The sequence below is a fragment of the Clostridium neonatale genome, assembly GCF_001458595.1.
GTDB lineage: Bacteria > Bacillota > Clostridia > Clostridiales > Clostridiaceae > Clostridium > Clostridium neonatale.
In genome coordinates this window covers 41,484-57,980 of the sequence record NZ_LN890326.1, presented here as the reverse complement: position 1 = coordinate 57,980, position 16,497 = coordinate 41,484, and the positions used below count along the sequence as shown (strand labels likewise).

The following is a 16,497-nucleotide window of genomic DNA, read 5'->3' as shown; positions in this document are numbered from 1 at the left end:
GAGTTAATAGAATGTTTAAATAGATTATTTATAAAAGGAGTGTATTGAAATGGCTAAAATGTTAAAGTTCGGCGAAGACGCTAGAAGAAGTATGCAAGTTGGAGTAGATAAATTAGCAGATACGGTTAAGGTTACATTAGGACCTAAGGGAAGAAATGTTGTATTAGATAAGAAATTCGGAGCACCATTAATAACTAACGATGGAGTTTCAATTGCTAGAGAAATAGAATTAGAAGATCCATATGAAAACATGGGAGCACAATTAGTTAAAGAAGTTGCAACTAAGACTAATGATGTGGCTGGAGACGGAACTACAACTGCAACATTATTAGCGCAAGCTATAATAAGAGAAGGTTTAAAGAATGTAACTGCTGGAGCTAATCCAATGTTAATTAGAAACGGTATAAGAACTGCAGTTGACAAAGCTGTTGAAGAAATCAAGAAGATTTCTAAACAAGTTGAAGGCAAAGAAGATATTGCTAGAGTTGCTGCTATATCAGCTGCTGATGAAGAAGTTGGTAAGCTAATAGCTGATGCTATGGAAAAAGTAGGTAATGAAGGTGTTATAACTATAGAAGAATCTAAATCAATGGGAACTGAATTAGATGTTGTTGAAGGTATGCAATTTGACAGAGGATATGTATCACCTTACATGGTTACAGATACAGAAAAAATGGAAGCTGTTTTAGATAATCCATATATTTTAATAACAGATAAAAAGATTTCAAACATTCAAGAATTATTACCATTATTAGAACAAATAGTTCAAGCGGGCAAGAAGTTATTAATCATCGCTGAAGATGTTGAAGGCGAAGCAATGCAAACATTAGTTGTTAATAAGTTAAGAGGAACATTCACTTGCGTAGCTGTTAAGGCACCAGGATTTGGTGATAGAAGAAAAGAAATGTTACAAGACTTAGCTATATTAACAGGTGGTCAAGTAATTTCTGAAGAATTAGGAAGAGATTTAAAAGAAACTACTCTTGAGATGTTAGGTCAAGCTGAGAGCGTTAAAGTTAACAAAGAAAATACAGTAATAGTTAACGGTAAAGGAAATTCAGCTGATATTAAAGATAGAGTTAATCAAATAAAGATTCAAGTTGAAGAAACAACTTCAGAATTTGATAAAGAAAAATTACAAGAAAGATTAGCAAAACTTGCTGGTGGAGTAGCTGTAATTAAAGTTGGTGCTGCAACTGAAACTGAATTAAAAGAAAAGAAATTAAGAATTGAAGATGCTTTAGCTGCAACAAAAGCTGCTGTAGAAGAAGGTATAGTAGCTGGTGGTGGTACTGCTTATGCTAATGTAATTAATGAAGTAGCAAAATTAACTTCAGATGTTCCTGACACACAAGTTGGTATAAATATAATTGTTAAAGCTTTAGAAGAACCAGTAAGACAAATAGCAACTAATGCAGGGGATGAAGGTTCAGTTATAATCGAAAAAGTAAGAGCAAGTGAAGCAGGCGTTGGATATGATGCATTAAAGGGTGAATATGTAAATATGATTAAGAGTGGTATAGTTGACCCTACAAAAGTAACAAGATCAGCACTTCAAAATGCTGCATCAGTAGCATCTACATTCTTAACAACAGAAGCTGCTGTAGCTGATATTCCAGCAAAAGAACCTGCAATGCCAGGTGCACCAGGAATGGGAATGGATGGAATGTATTAAAATAAATTCATATGTGAATTTTAAAAACCTTGAGGAATTCAATTCCTCAAGGTTTTTTATTATATTGAAATAGCTTATATAGTTAATGTATATAAAATCAAAATTAAGTTAATATTTAAGATACAATTATCTTATAAGGAGATGAAGAGAATAAAAAAAGTAAAGTATGAAATAAAAAGTAATCGTAGATTAAGCATTAATATAAAAGAAAAGAGTTCAGGATTTACATTAATTGAGTTAATTGCAGTAATAGCGATAATAATGATTTTATCAGGAGTATTGTTTCCAAAAGTATTAGGGTATGTTCAGGAAGCTAAGAAATTAAAAGTAGTAGATCAATGTAGAAAAATCGTTATGGCAACAGAATCATATAATTTAAGATATATACCATTAGAGAAGAATCAAAGTGTTAGTAGTATTATAAATAAGGACGGTATAAAAAAATATATAAATGAAGAAGAATTTAAAAATATAAATACAGGAACCACCACAGTGCAAAATTGTTATGATATAGTAAATGGGGCTGAATTTGATTTTAATAGTGATAGTGAAATATTAAATTCTAGTAGTATAAAATTTATTGAAGAAAGAAAATAGTATCTATACAGCAAAGATAAGAGTTGAAAATGTTGTATATAAATATATTTATGCAGAATATAAATAATTACATGAAAAATTTTGCTTAAAAAAATGCAATTTTAATTTCAAATTTATTGACTTTAGAATGTACATACATTATAATAGGTTTAATTTAAAAAATCAGATATATTTAATAACTCGTATATACCTTGAATAAGGCAGGGCGTATCTACCGGAAACCGTAAACTTCCGACTATGAGTGGTATTAGTATTGGCTATAAATTAGACTTTATGAGCATATTAACATCACTATAAGGTTAGTATGCTTTTTTTTATACATAAAATTAACAGTGAAAATGCAATTATACATTCAAAAAAACATAAAAATGCAATAAATATTTCAAAAATTAGGAGGATTAAAAATGGCTAAAATTATTAAAACTGCTTATACTTTCGATGACTTATTATTAGTACCTAACAAATCAGAAATATTACCAAGAGAAGTAACTACAAAAACTTACTTAACTAAAAAGATTGCTTTAAATATTCCTTTAATGAGTGCTGGTATGGATACTGTAACAGAATCTAAAATGGCGATTGCTATGGCTAGAGAAGGTGGAATCGGAATTATCCACAAAAATATGACTATAGAAGAACAAGCAAGAGAAGTTGATAGAGTAAAGAGACAAGAAAATGGTGTAATCACAGATCCTATATACTTATCAGCTAACCATAGATTACAAGATGCTGAAGATTTAATGGGAAGATATAGAATATCAGGTGTTCCTATAACTGATGAAAATGGTAAATTAGTTGGAATAGTTACAAATAGAGATATGATATTTGAAACAAACTATGATAGAAAAATATCTGAAGTAATGACTAAGGAAAACTTAATTACTGCACCAGAAAATACAACTGTAGAAGAAGCAAAAGAAATCTTAAAGAAACATAAAATTGAAAAATTACCTTTAGTAGATGCAAATGGATGTTTAAAGGGACTTATTACAATGAAAGATATTGAAAAAGTTAAAAAGTTCCCAAATGCAGCTAAAGATGAAAAGGGCAGATTATTATGCGGAGCAGCTGTAGGTGTTACAGGAAACATGATGGAAAGAGTTGAAGCTTTAGTTAAAGCTAATGTTGATGTTATAACTCTTGATACAGCTCATGGTCATTCAAAAGGTGTATTAGATGCCGTAACAGAAATCAAAAAAATATATCCAGAACTTCAAGTTATAGCTGGTAATGTTGCTACAGCTGAAGCTACAGAAGACTTAATCAAAGCAGGTGCTGACTGCGTTAAGGTCGGTATAGGACCAGGATCAATTTGTACTACAAGAGTAGTTGCTGGAGTTGGAGTACCTCAATTAACAGCGGTTATGGACTGCGCAGAGATGGGAAGAAAATATGGCATACCAGTAATTGCCGATGGTGGTCTTAAATATTCTGGAGACATAGTTAAAGCCTTAGCTGCTGGAGCATCAGTTGCTATGATGGGATCATTATTTGCAGGATGTGAAGAAGCACCAGGAGAACTTGAAATATATCAAGGAAGAAGCTACAAGGTTTATAGAGGAATGGGATCTTTAGCTGCTATGGAAAAGGGATCTAAGGATAGATATTTCCAAGAAGGTAATAAGAAGTTAGTTCCAGAAGGTGTTGAAGGAAGAGTTGCTTTCAAAGGATATGTGGCAGATACAATATTCCAAATCATGGGTGGAATTAAATCAGGAATGGGATATTTAGGATCAAAGGATCTTGATACTTTATATGAAACATCTACATTTGTTGTTCAAACAGCTGCTGGATTTAGAGAAAGTCATCCACATGATATTAACATTACTAAAGAAGCACCAAACTATAGTGTAGGACAATAATCACTATTTAAATAATGCACAATGTACAATTTTAATTATTATATATTTTAGTAATTAAATATAATGCACGTTGTGCATTGTGTTATTTAAAGAAATAGGGCGAATAAAAACTACAAAAAGATAAAAAAAATTCGTGTTTTGTATTGATAAAATGATATATTTAGTTAATAATACAAGTAGAATAATTTTTTAGGAGGAAACCATGAAAAAAGAATTAATTTTAGTTATTGATTTCGGTGGACAATATAATCAGTTAATTGCCAGAAGAGTTAGAGAATGTAATGTATATTGTGAAGTTCATCCATATACTTTAAGCGTTGATAAAATAAAAGAAATGAATCCAAAGGGAATAATATTCACAGGTGGACCAAATAGTGTATATGGTGAGGATTCTCCTTTATGTGATAAGGCGTTATTTGAAATTGGAATTCCTATACTTGGAATATGCTACGGATCACAATTAATGTCACATATGCTTGGAGGAAAAGTTGCTACTGCTCCTGTAAGTGAATATGGAAAGACAAAAGTTGATGTTAGCGTAGATTCTAAGATATTTAAAGGTGTATCAGAATCGACTATTTGCTGGATGAGTCATACAGATTACATAGAAAAGGCACCAGAAGGTTTTACAATAACAGCAACTACTCCAGTATGTCCAGTTGCAGGTATGGAATGTGTAGAGAAGAACTTATATGCAGTTCAATTTCACCCAGAAGTAATGCATACGCAAGAAGGAACAAAGATGCTTTCAAACTTTGTGTATGATGTTTGTGGATGTTCTGGTGATTGGAAAATGGATTCATTTGTTGAAAAAACAATTGAAGAAATACGTGAAAAAGTTGGAAATGGTAAAGTATTATGTGCATTATCAGGTGGAGTTGATTCATCTGTAGCTGCTGTATTACTTTCAAAGGCTGTTGGAAATCAATTAACATGTGTATTCGTTGATCATGGCTTACTTCGTAAAAATGAAGGAGACGAAGTTGAAGAAGTATTTGGACCTAATGGACAATATAACTTAAACTTTATTCGTGTAAATGCTCAAGAAAGATTTTATGAAAAATTAGCTGGTGTAGAAGAGCCAGAACAAAAGAGAAAAATAATTGGTGAAGAATTCATTAGAGTATTTGAAGAAGAAGCTAAGAAAATAGGAACGGTTGATTTCTTAGTACAAGGAACTATCTATCCAGACGTAATTGAAAGTGGTCTTGGAAAGTCAGCAGTTATAAAATCACATCATAATGTTGGAGGACTTCCAGACTGTGTAGACTTTAAAGAAATAATTGAACCACTTAGATTATTATTCAAAGATGAAGTACGTAAAGCTGGTTTAGAGCTTGGTATACCTGAAAAATTAGTATACAGACAACCATTCCCAGGTCCAGGTCTTGGAATACGTATAATAGGCGAAGTAACAGCTGAAAAAGTAAGAATAGTTCAAGATGCAGATGCAATTTATAGAGAAGAAATTGCAAAAGCAGGTGTTGATAAAGAAATAGGTCAATATTTTGCAGCACTTACTAATATGCGTTCAGTAGGCGTAATGGGAGATGAAAGAACTTATGATTATGCTATAGCTTTAAGAGCCGTAACTACAAGTGATTTCATGACAGCAGAAAGTGCTGAACTTCCATGGGAAGTACTTGGTAAAGTAACAACTAGAATTGTAAATGAAGTTAAAGGTGTTAATCGTGTAATGTATGATTGCACAGGAAAGCCACCAGCTACTATAGAATTTGAATAGATAAGAGATTCCTGCATTCTAATTGATATTAGATTTGCAGGATTTTTTTGCGTTTTATAATGAGAGTACTATATTAAAATTGGTGGAATTTGTTATTATACTGGTTTCATGGTATAATGAAAGCAAAAAATAGATAAAGAACCGTCTAAATATAGAAGGGCTTTTGGTATCGTGTCAATTGACATGAATATGGAAAGCTCTTCTTTTTTTATAACAAGGAGGAATAAGAAATGAATTTAATTGCTAAAAAGGTTAGACATATAAAATTTGGTGAAGGAATTGTAACAGATAAAAGAGGCGATATAATAGAAATAGACTTTTCTGGAAGTAATAAAAAATTTCATTTTCCTGATGCTTTTTATAAATTTATTACATGCATGGATAGTGAAATTCAAACGGGAATAGAGACTATTTTGAACGATACTTTAGAAATAGAAAGACAGAAAGAAGAGCGGGAAAGAATGGAACAAGAGCGTATACAGAGAATACAACAATTAAAAGTAAGTGCAAATTCACAAGCTGCCTTTGGCCTTATTGAAAATAGTGAAAGTGAAGTGTTGAAAACATGGTCAATTTGTACTGGAAAATATATAAGTGGAAATTCAAAGGGTAAACCAAGAGTTCCTAATAGGCTTAGATTAAATTCAGCTTGCTTGCTCACTGAGTTACCAGATGGGATGAAAGAAAAGGAAAGACGTATTATAGGAGCATTTATGGTACAAGATGATTTCGAAGGGAAAAAATGTGAAGATGGAATTATAAATAGTCATGATGTATATCGGATATTTCTTAATAAAACAAAAGAAGAACTTCTATTTTGGGATTACTTCGAATCAAATACTAAAAATTTAAAATGGGGTAATACAGAAATGAAATACTTTTCAAATGCATGTATGCAGAAAGTTTTAGATGACATGAAGAAAGTTGTAAGAGATGAAGAGCGTTATAAAATATTAGAATATTTTTATGAGTATTTCTGTAAAGTGAATAAGCTGGATTAATAGAAAATCAAATACAGGGGCACCCTATGAAGAGTTATTTGTAGTGGATAAAAATCTTTATAAAGTTAAAGAATCAGGAAGAGCAAACTAAAAATGTTTAGACATTTTAGTTTGCTTTTATTTTTTGCCAAATAATATTCGAATGTAACATTTTGAAAGAAAAAGGCGAACGAAAAATCATAAAAATTTCTGTGTTTTTTCTAACTTATGCATATATCTTATATGTAAGGAAAAATAATTAAGTAAATAAGTTTGTGCACAGATAAATGTATTAGATATTAGAAGGAGAGAGGTAAAATGAGAGAAAGAAAAAACATAAAATTAAGAGTTGATATGAATGAGGATACTAAATTCAAAATAATAGACAGAAAACCAGAAAGAGATCTTATATATTGTATATGGATTAAATTATTGCTTTTGGCTGGAAAAGTAAATAAAGAAGGAGAGCTATATTTATCAAGAAATATAGCATATACATTAGAAACATTAGCAATAGAATTTAACAGAGATGATAAACAAGTAAGATTAGCTTTAGATGTATTTTTAGAATTAGAGATGATTGAACTCACTAAACATAATGCTTATAAAGTAAAAAATTTTGCAAAGCATCAAAATATAAAAGTGAAAGAGCAAGATAGTGAATTGGATTATATAAAAGATGAGAATACATTAGTTAATAATCAAGGAACTATAGAAGATGATATAGAAGCAGAAAGTCAAAGTATGGGAAAAGATATAAATGACGAGGATAAAGAATTAAATGATGAAGAATTAAAATTTAATAATGTATGCATAAATACAAATCAAGGTGAAAGAGATAAGTGCAATAGTGATAAGATAGACAAAATAAAAGATGGTAAATTTAATGAAGATATGGTTATTTTAGGCACAAAAAATCTTATTGGCGAAGAAGTAGCAAATATAAAAGAACAGAAAGAGAGTGGAATGGAACAAGTATATAATAAATTAGACAACAATCTAAGTAATTCAAAAATAAACAAAAGCCAGATAAATGATACCAAAAATGTGGATAAAAATATAGTGGTTGTGGATAAAAGAAAGAAGAGTAATTCGAAAAAGAATAATAACATAGTTAAGGATGGATTCCAAGATCTAAAAGAAAAATATGTATCAGAAACTTGGGAGGGATTTGGGTGCTTTAAGGAAGAAAAAGGCGATAAAGTTATTATGGAATTTGATGTTTCGTAATTAAGGTATAATATGATTTCAAGAACGTGGAATTGTTTAGTAATAATAGATAAAAGAGATGTATTTGAACAGTATGAATATGAAACAGGAATAAAAGAGACTACTTCATTAAATTAAAGTAATTATCTATTTAGAATAGCTGCTTGCGGTGTACTTGAATAAACCAATTTTGAGTTTATAATTAATATTATGATACAATGTTTGACAGAAGTATTTTATTTAAAGAGGTAGTAGAATGAAAACAAAAGTACCATATTATTATAAAGATTTCAAATGTATAGCTTCAGAATGTCCTGATACATGTTGCGCAGGATGGGAAATAATAATTGATGAAGATACACATGAAAAATATAAAAATGCAACAGGAAAATTCGGAGAAATATTAAGATCTAAGATAACGTTATATGAAGATGGAGAGCCAGGTTTTATATTAGAGGGCGATGACTGTCCATTCTTAAATAAAAACAAACTCTGTGATATATATAGTGAACTTGGTGAAGAAAGCTTGTGCAATACATGTAAGCAGTTCCCAAGGTTCATAGAAGAGTATGGAGATACGAGAGAAATTGGAATATCTATATCATGTCCAGAAGCTGCAAGAATAATATTAGATAATGATAAAAAGGTTGAATTTGAAATAAATGAAGATGATGAAATGGTAAGTGTATATGACGATGTTAATTATGATTTGTTTTTACAGTTAATGCCTGCAAGGAAAATTGCACTAGACATAATTCAAAATCGATCTATGACATTAAAAAATAGAATTGCATTATTGATTAGTTTTGCTCATGATATACAAGATAAGATAGATGCAAATAAAGTATTTGAGGTTGAAGAAGTACGAAAAAGTTACTTAGACGAAGATTTTATAAAAAGCTCTATTAAACAATTAAATAGATATAAAGATAGGGAAAAATTTAAATATGATAATATGCATAAGTATTTTCAAGTTTATAAAAGCTTAGAACATATAGATGAAAATTGGCCTAAGATAGTAGATCATACTTTTGAATATTTCTATAAACTAAATAATGACTATGAGCTTTATATTGATAAACATAATGCGTTTAATAAATATTATAAAGAAAAAGAATATGAATATGAACATTTGATTGTTTATTTTATATTTAGATATTTTATGAAGGCAGTTTATGATTATGATGTGTTGGCTAAAGTTAAACTAGCTGTAGTAAGTTATCTTATTATAAAAGAATTAGATGTTGTTAGATGGATTGATAATAAAGGTAATCTTACTAAACAGGATCAAATTGATTTAATGCATATGTACTCAAAAGATATTGAACATTCAGAAGATAATTTAGAAGAATTAGCACAAATATTTGAAATAAACAAAGTTTTTAGATTGGAAGAGATTCTTATTATGATAATGAATTAAGAAAACTGATCACATTAAGTTTATTTTTTTCAATAAGAAATTTATAATATAGATATACAAAGATAAAAACACAGTTCTGGTTGGTAGTCCAGACGCAGTTATACTGTCAGTAACCTGCCTCCTTGGTTGTCCATTCTTTGTTCATTAGAATTTTAAGGAGGAATTATAATGGACGAAGTAAGTGGAAAGTTACAAGTATTTTTTGAAGAACCTTTTTGGATAGGTATTTTTGAATATGTGTATAGAGATGAGTTATCTGTATGCAAAATAGTCTTTGGACCAGAACCAAAGGAGAATGAAATTCAAGAATTTGTTTTAAGAAATTACTATAAACTTCGATTTAGTCCAACAATTAAAAGTGTTGTAAAAAAGAAAGAAAAAATCAATCCAAAGCGCTTACAGCGAGAAATAAAGAAACAGGTAAAAGAAGTTGGAGTGGGGACAAAATCTCAACAGGCTCTTAAGCTTCAACATGAAGAAAGCAAAACTGACAGAAAAATTAGAACTCGTGAGCAAAAAGAGCAAGAGGAAAGATATAAATTTCAATTGAAGCAGCAGAAACGTAAAGAGAAACATAAGGGAAGGTAATTAATCGGGAAGGTTAATTATCTTCCATTATATATATGTTGCAATAATAAAATTTTATTTAACATGTTTAAAGGCTAAGTAAATACCAGCATATAAAATGTAGAAAAGTAATTATAACATACATATTTATTTTAAGAAGAAAATCAATTAAGGTATAGAATTTTTAAGAATAAAATGTGGCATTGAGAGATAAATATTATCTTTTTATAGAGATAATTAGAAAGATTGTTTATAAGTGACTTATGAAATTTCGAATATAAAACATATAAACAGTTATCACTTAATTTATTTCTTAAAATTAGGTAAACATCATCTGTAAACCTACTATTAAGAAATAGAAAAAATTGAAAATTATAAGATAGCAAATAGGGTTCAATAGCATAATATAGTATCAGATAATTATAAGTTTAAAAATCTTAATCTTTTACAATGAAGGAGAGAAGAAGATGAACAAAAAAACTAGGAATATGGATGATATTATAAGATTCTCTGAAAGGTATGACCGTGATGAATTTATGGATGAAGACGTGCTAGAAGAAGAATTTGTAGATAATGATTTTTCTGATGATTGTAGAATGAACTTAAATGAAGAAGCGTTTAATGATGATTTTTATTGCACAAATGATTCTTTTGATAACCAGAATGAAGAAGAATTAATTCTTAATTTAATTGATTCGGATGATGAGGAGGATGATTGTGATTTTCATGAAGAACATCATGAAATACATTGTTCTCAAGAAAGAGAAGAAGATAATGAAGATAAGGCATATTATACAGAATGTAATTATACCTGTAGATGTAGTAGTGAAGATACTCCAAATCTAGGAAATGAATGTGAAAATCAAGAGTATGAATGTGAAGAAGAGAATCAAGAAGACGAATGTAGCACTAAAGTAGACAAATGCCAGGGTATATATGATGAGGGATATTCAGATGGATTTACTGCTGGTTATGAAAAGGCAAAACAGGAAGTTATTGACTATATAAATAAAAGAAAAAAGAGAAATAGAAGGCGTAAATGCTGCTGTAAATGCTGTCATAGGTGTTGTTGAAAGAACTGTTAAATTACAAAAAATAATAATTTAATTATAAAAAGAGAAATGCTTCATTTCTCTTTTTATAATTATGCTGAATTATTTATATAATAATACAAATAATAAAAAGAGTACATAAGTTTGATGTATTTTGTGATATAATTATGACGAGAAATGATTATTTTTTATGTATATGGAGGTAAAATCAGAAAATGAATAAAAGCATATCATTAGATTTATCAAAAGTAGCACCTTATTTAAAAGAAAACGAAATAACTTACATGGAAGAAATGGTTAAGACTGCTCATGAAAAGTTGCATAATGGAACTGGCGCAGGTAGTGATTTTTTAGGATGGGTTGACCTTCCAGTAAATTATGATAAAGAAGAATTTGCCAGAATAAAAAATTCTGCTGCAAAAATAAAAAGTGATTCAGATGTATTAATAGTTATTGGTATAGGTGGATCATATCTTGGAGCTAGAGCTGCAATAGAAATGTTAACAAACAATTTCCACAATGCTTTAGATAAAGATCAAAGAAAAGCACCTAAGATATTTTATGTAGGAAACAATATTAGTTCAACATATATGACAGAACTTTTGCAAGCGATTGAAGGAAAAGATGTAAGCTTAAATGTAATTTCAAAATCAGGTACAACTACAGAACCAGCTATTGCATTTAGAATTTTAAAATCTTATGTTGAAAAGAAATACGGAGTAGAAGAAGCTAGAAAGAGAATATATGCTACTACTGATAAGGCAAAAGGTGCATTAAAGACACTTGCTGATTCAGAAGGATATGAAACTTTTGTTGTTCCAGATGATGTTGGAGGAAGATTCTCAGTATTAACAGCAGTTGGTTTATTACCAATAGCAGCAGCAGGTATTGATATAGATGCTATGATGCAAGGTGCTACAGATGCAAGAGAAAAATATTCTAATCCTTCATTAGAAGAAAATGATGCATATAAATATGCAGCTGTTAGAAATGCATTATACAATAAAGGAAAAGTAGTAGAAATGCTAGTAAACTATGAACCATCACTTCATTACTTCAATGAATGGTGGAAACAATTATATGGAGAATCAGAAGGAAAAGACAACAAAGGATTATTCCCAGCAGCATGTGATTTTACAACTGATCTTCACTCAATGGGACAATATGTTCAAGAAGGAAGAAGAGTTCTTTTTGAAACAGTTATTAATGTAGAAAAGGCTAAATATGAAATCGAAATAGAAAAAGATGAACAAGATTTAGATGGATTGAACTTCTTAGTTGGAAAGACTATGGATTTTGTTAATAAGCAAGCATTCCAAGGAACTTTATTAGCACACAATGATGGTGGAGTACCTAACGTGGTATTAAGTGTTCCTGAATTAACTCCATACTATTTTGGATATATGGTATATTTCTTCGAAAAAGCTTGTGGAATCAGTGGATATCTTTTAGGTGTTAATCCATTTGATCAACCAGGTGTTGAAGCATACAAGAAAAACATGTTTGCATTATTAGGAAAGCCAGGATATGAAGATATGAAGGCTGAACTAGAAAAGAGACTTTAATATTAATGAGAATTATAATTGATGGAGATGCCTGCCCGGGCATCTCTATTATTGAAAGAATAGCAAAAAAATATTCATTGCAGGTTATTTTATATTGCGATATAAATCATTTTATTCGAAGTGATTATAGTGATGTAAGGATTGTAGATAGTGGGTTTCAAAGTGCTGATATGTATATAATGAATGAAACTAAAGAAAATGATATAGTTGTTTCTCAAGATTATGGTGTTGCAGCCATATGCCTTTCGAAAAAAGCCAGTGTAATAAATCCAAAAGGATATATATATACAGAGAAAAATATTGAAAGGCTTTTAGAAGAGAGACATATATCACAAAAAATTAGGAATGCAGGAGGAAGAACTTCTGGACCGCGAAAAAGAAATAAAGAAGATGATATAAGATTAGAAAGCAATCTTATAAAATTAATAGACAATAAAATTGTAAGTCAGGAGCTATATTAATGGCTTCTTTTTTTATAGATAAATAACATTATATGAAGGAAACGTGATAAATATGATAGAATTTAAATAAAAATAAAATAAATATATTTACAAAAAATGGTAGAAGGTGTACTATAAAGATATGGTATTATGTAATGGGAGTGATTATATGGAAAATATGCAATTAAAATATGTAGAAGTTATTTTCGATAAAGAAAAACCACAATCTATGGGTACAGAAATAAAGATAATAGGAAAGATAGATGAAGATATAAGTAATTTAGAATATAAATTTATAGTTGGTAAAGGCGGTATATGGAAAACAATTCAAGATTTTTCTATAAATAATGAATGCCTATGGGTACCAGACTCTACTGGTAATTATATAGTTATGGTACAAGCAAGAGAAAAGGATGGTAAAAAGCCATTAGATTACTTAGCAAAGCAGGATTATATAATATGTGATGAAGAATCTATGGATAATTATAATAACAATAGTAATTTGAGCAATGAGGATATAAACCATATGAAAACGGAAGAAGAGAAGTTTGAAGATATAATAGAATACAAGGAAAAAGAAGATATTATTAGTATTTCTTCTTTAAATACAGATGAGAAAAAAATTCTTACTGAAGATTTTCAGAATAAAGAATCTGTAAAGATTAGTGCTTCAAAGGAAAAAATTATAGAAGAAGTTGCTTTAGACAAAGATGAAATAACAGTTGGTGAGAAATGCTCTATTGAAGTAAAGTCTTATTACGATAACAATATGCTATATAGGTTTTATATTAAAAGATATAAAGATTGGGATATTATAAGAGATTATGAAACTGATAATATTCTTAAATATACTGCAACACAAGTTGGTGAAAAGGAATTTTTAATACAATGTAAAAGAATAGAATCAAATGAGGTTTTTGATGACTATAGAACTATTAAGGTAAATGTAAAAGAAATGAGACAACTCACAATAAATAACTTTAAATGTGAAAATAAAGATTTGCTTGTAGGAGAACAGTTAAGATTTAAGGTAGAAACTAATTATCATGATGAAACAGTATTATATAAGTTCTATAAAATATATGAAAATGGAAGATCAACATGTATTCAAGAATACTCAAATAATAATGTAGTATGCTATGATGAGAGTCAAAGTGGAAATTATAGAATACTTTGTTTGGCTAAAAATATTCTTTCTAATAAAGAATATGATGATAGGGCGATATTTGTATATACGGCCAAAGCTTATAAAGATATAAGTATAAAGAATTTCATAGCAGATTTAAATTCGCCTCAAGCTATTGGAAGTGATATTAGGTTGACTTCAGAAATTGATGGTGGAAAAAAATTATTATACAGATATGTTGTGAAGGGCGTTATAGAAGAAGATACAGGATTCATAAGTGATGATGAGTATATATGGAGCCCTAAAGAAGTTGGAGAATATGAAATAATAATGTATGTTAAGGATTCATCTTATGATGGAGACTATGAGGATTGTAGAAGGATTAATTTCCTTATTGAAAAGAAAGGTGAAAAACCTATAAAGATAGTTGATGTTATAGTAGATAAGGATAGAAATACTCTAATAAATGATCCTGTTAATATAATGGTGAAATGTGAAAGTGATGCACATGTATTATATTGTTTCAATATAAGGAGAAATGGTTCGCTTATAAATAAAAGTGATTACAATAAATCTAATTGGATTGATTTTACACCTAACAAAACGGGAGAATATGAAATAGAAATAATGGTTAAAGATAAGTATTCAGAAAAAGAATACGATGCTCATACATTTGTATATTTAAAAGTTTTGGATTATTTACCGGCCAAAATAGATTATATTATAATGCCATATAAAGAGAGCCATTTAATTGGAGATATTATATCATTCGAATGTATAGTTCAAGATACTCAAAACATACTTATGAAATATGAAACTAAGATAAATGGACGTAAAGTAGAAGAAACTGATTATATTAAAGATAAAAAGTTAAGATTTACGCCAAAGGTAGCTGGAAAATATACAATAGACGTTTATGCCAAGAATGTTAAATGCAAAGATGAATTTGATTTTAAAAAGCAAGTTAACATATATGTTAGTGAAGCTTTGCCTGTAATTAATACAAATATAGTTACTAACAAAAAAGAATTTAAAATTAATGAGGAAATTACATTTGATGTATTTAATAAAGGTGGAAAAGATGTTTGTTATGAATTCTATTTAATGAGGAATAATACATGGGAAAGGGTGCAGGCTTATAGCAGAAAGAAATATTATAGTTTCATTCCTTTCACAGCAGGAAAATATAAAATTTTAGCTTTGGTTAAGAGTTTTTATAAGAAAGTTAATTATGAAGATTATGATGAATTATCATTTGAAGTTAAAGATATTTAATTGTATTCCGAAAATATAAATTAGAGAAAAACTTAGGGAGGAAACAAACTTATGGCAATAGATAGTTTGAATTCACTTTCAACAGAACAATTATTAGCTTTAACAACAAGTGGAAACGGTCAATTAACTGGAAGTGATTCGTCATCTTCAGGTATTAATGAATCGGATATAGCTTTTCAAACAGTTATGGACAATATGCTTAACTCATCAAAGAACTCGAATACATCTACATCTTCAACTAATGATATATCAGCAGAACAATTAATGGCAATGTCTTTAATGAGTAATGGTCAGTTAACAAGCAGTGATGATAGCAGCAGCTCTGAATCAAAGGATATGTCAAATCAAATGACGTTAGCTAATGCATTGATGATGAAGTCAGTTCAAGAATCAGCAAAAAGCTCTAACGATACAAAAAATAGTGCTGTTCAACAAGATTGTCCAACAGGACAGGATTTAGAAAAATTAGCTATGATGGTTAATGAAAGAGGAGCAGATTATAGTAATTATATATCTAATAATGCAACTCCAGCTGACATGGAAAAGATTTATGCAGCAGTAGATGATGCTTCAAAGAAGTATGGAGTAAATAAGGACCTGATTTTAGCTGTAATTAAGCAGGAATCAAATTTTGATTCTACAGCAGTTTCAAGCGCAGGAGCTATGGGACTTATGCAAATAATGCCTTTTAACTTTAGTAGCTTAGGAATTTCAGATCCATATGATGTTAATCAAAACGTTAATGGAGGAACTCAATTATTAAAGCAAAATCTTGATAAGTATAATGGAAATATAGATATGGCTTTAATGGCGTATAATGCAGGCTCTGGCACTATGCAAAAAAGAGGAGTTGCTTCTGAAAATGATTTATACAAAATGCCAGCAGAAACTCAAAATTATGTACCAAGTGTTCTTAAGTATTATAAGAGTGGGGTTTAATTTTAGAAAATAAACAATTAAGCCTTTTAAATTACAATTCGATATA

At 29.4% G+C, this 16,497-nt stretch carries 13 protein-coding genes and 1 riboswitch; all 13 genes read left to right on the top strand.

What is annotated here, in order from left to right; all coding sequences use genetic code 11:
• Positions 1-49 precede the first annotated feature (49 nt).
• The 13 genes from groL (at position 50) to BN2920_RS02170 (ending at position 16,451) form a co-directional block, all read left to right on the top strand.
• Complete coding sequence (groL, locus tag BN2920_RS02230; protein WP_058293413.1) at positions 50-1,675, top strand: chaperonin GroEL; 1,626 nt, start codon at positions 50-52, stop codon at positions 1,673-1,675.
• Positions 1,676-1,816: 141 nt separating this feature from the next.
• On the top strand, positions 1,817-2,272 hold the full coding sequence (locus BN2920_RS02225; protein ID WP_058293412.1) for a type II secretion system protein: 456 nt from the start codon (positions 1,817-1,819) through the stop codon (positions 2,270-2,272).
• Positions 2,273-2,432: 160 nt separating this feature from the next.
• Positions 2,433-2,530: riboswitch (purine riboswitch) on the top strand.
• A gap of 146 nt (positions 2,531-2,676) precedes the next feature.
• Entirely contained in the window at positions 2,677-4,134 is a 1,458-nt protein-coding gene (gene guaB / locus BN2920_RS02220) for an IMP dehydrogenase (RefSeq protein WP_058293411.1), read from the top strand.
• 202 nt (positions 4,135-4,336) lie between these two features.
• Positions 4,337-5,878, top strand: coding sequence for a glutamine-hydrolyzing GMP synthase (gene guaA / locus BN2920_RS02215; RefSeq protein ID WP_058293410.1), 1,542 nt, complete (start codon positions 4,337-4,339; stop codon positions 5,876-5,878).
• 230 nt (positions 5,879-6,108) lie between these two features.
• Positions 6,109-6,879 (top strand): hypothetical protein, encoded by a 771-nt coding sequence (locus BN2920_RS02210; protein ID WP_058293409.1) that lies wholly within the window; start codon positions 6,109-6,111, stop codon positions 6,877-6,879.
• 297 nt (positions 6,880-7,176) lie between these two features.
• Complete coding sequence (locus BN2920_RS02205; protein WP_058293408.1) at positions 7,177-8,088, top strand: phage replisome organizer N-terminal domain-containing protein; 912 nt, start codon at positions 7,177-7,179, stop codon at positions 8,086-8,088.
• A 235-nt stretch (positions 8,089-8,323) separates the two neighbouring features.
• Complete coding sequence (gene fliB / locus BN2920_RS02200; RefSeq protein ID WP_058293407.1) at positions 8,324-9,487, top strand: flagellin lysine-N-methylase; 1,164 nt, start codon at positions 8,324-8,326, stop codon at positions 9,485-9,487.
• 168 nt (positions 9,488-9,655) lie between these two features.
• A complete protein-coding gene (locus tag BN2920_RS02195; protein WP_058293406.1) occupies positions 9,656-10,075 on the top strand; it encodes a YjdF family protein in 420 nt (139 codons plus the stop codon).
• Positions 10,076-10,521: 446 nt separating this feature from the next.
• Positions 10,522-11,127, top strand: a complete 606-nt coding sequence (locus tag BN2920_RS02190; protein ID WP_058293405.1) for a hypothetical protein — start codon at positions 10,522-10,524, stop codon at positions 11,125-11,127.
• A gap of 194 nt (positions 11,128-11,321) precedes the next feature.
• Complete coding sequence (locus BN2920_RS02185; RefSeq protein ID WP_058293404.1) at positions 11,322-12,671, top strand: glucose-6-phosphate isomerase; 1,350 nt, start codon at positions 11,322-11,324, stop codon at positions 12,669-12,671.
• Between the two features lie 5 nt (positions 12,672-12,676).
• Positions 12,677-13,132 (top strand): YaiI/YqxD family protein, encoded by a 456-nt coding sequence (locus BN2920_RS02180; protein ID WP_058293403.1) that lies wholly within the window; start codon positions 12,677-12,679, stop codon positions 13,130-13,132.
• A 148-nt stretch (positions 13,133-13,280) separates the two neighbouring features.
• Positions 13,281-15,512 (top strand): triple tyrosine motif-containing protein, encoded by a 2,232-nt coding sequence (locus BN2920_RS02175; RefSeq protein ID WP_058293402.1) that lies wholly within the window; start codon positions 13,281-13,283, stop codon positions 15,510-15,512.
• 51 nt (positions 15,513-15,563) lie between these two features.
• On the top strand, positions 15,564-16,451 hold the full coding sequence (locus tag BN2920_RS02170) for a lytic transglycosylase domain-containing protein (RefSeq protein ID WP_058293401.1): 888 nt from the start codon (positions 15,564-15,566) through the stop codon (positions 16,449-16,451).
• The last annotated feature ends 46 nt before the right edge of the window (positions 16,452-16,497 follow it).

Bases quoted from the DNA above. Each gene is read 5' to 3' on its own strand.
- BN2920_RS02170 (WP_058293401.1), top strand. From the start codon at position 15,564: ATGGCAATAGATAGTTTGAATTCACTTTCAACAGAACAATTATTAGCT.
- BN2920_RS02180 (WP_058293403.1), top strand. From the start codon at position 12,677: ATGAGAATTATAATTGATGGAGATGCCTGCCCGGGCATCTCTATTATT.
- fliB (WP_058293407.1), top strand. From the start codon at position 8,324: ATGAAAACAAAAGTACCATATTATTATAAAGATTTCAAATGTATAGCT.
- BN2920_RS02225 (WP_058293412.1), top strand. From the start codon at position 1,817: ATGAAGAGAATAAAAAAAGTAAAGTATGAAATAAAAAGTAATCGTAGA.
- BN2920_RS02175 (WP_058293402.1), top strand. From the start codon at position 13,281: ATGGAAAATATGCAATTAAAATATGTAGAAGTTATTTTCGATAAAGAA.
- BN2920_RS02195 (WP_058293406.1), top strand. From the start codon at position 9,656: ATGGACGAAGTAAGTGGAAAGTTACAAGTATTTTTTGAAGAACCTTTT.
- groL (WP_058293413.1), top strand. From the start codon at position 50: ATGGCTAAAATGTTAAAGTTCGGCGAAGACGCTAGAAGAAGTATGCAA.
- BN2920_RS02205 (WP_058293408.1), top strand. From the start codon at position 7,177: ATGAGAGAAAGAAAAAACATAAAATTAAGAGTTGATATGAATGAGGAT.
- guaB (WP_058293411.1), top strand. From the start codon at position 2,677: ATGGCTAAAATTATTAAAACTGCTTATACTTTCGATGACTTATTATTA.
- BN2920_RS02190 (WP_058293405.1), top strand. From the start codon at position 10,522: ATGAACAAAAAAACTAGGAATATGGATGATATTATAAGATTCTCTGAA.
- BN2920_RS02210 (WP_058293409.1), top strand. From the start codon at position 6,109: ATGAATTTAATTGCTAAAAAGGTTAGACATATAAAATTTGGTGAAGGA.
- guaA (WP_058293410.1), top strand. From the start codon at position 4,337: ATGAAAAAAGAATTAATTTTAGTTATTGATTTCGGTGGACAATATAAT.
- BN2920_RS02185 (WP_058293404.1), top strand. From the start codon at position 11,322: ATGAATAAAAGCATATCATTAGATTTATCAAAAGTAGCACCTTATTTA.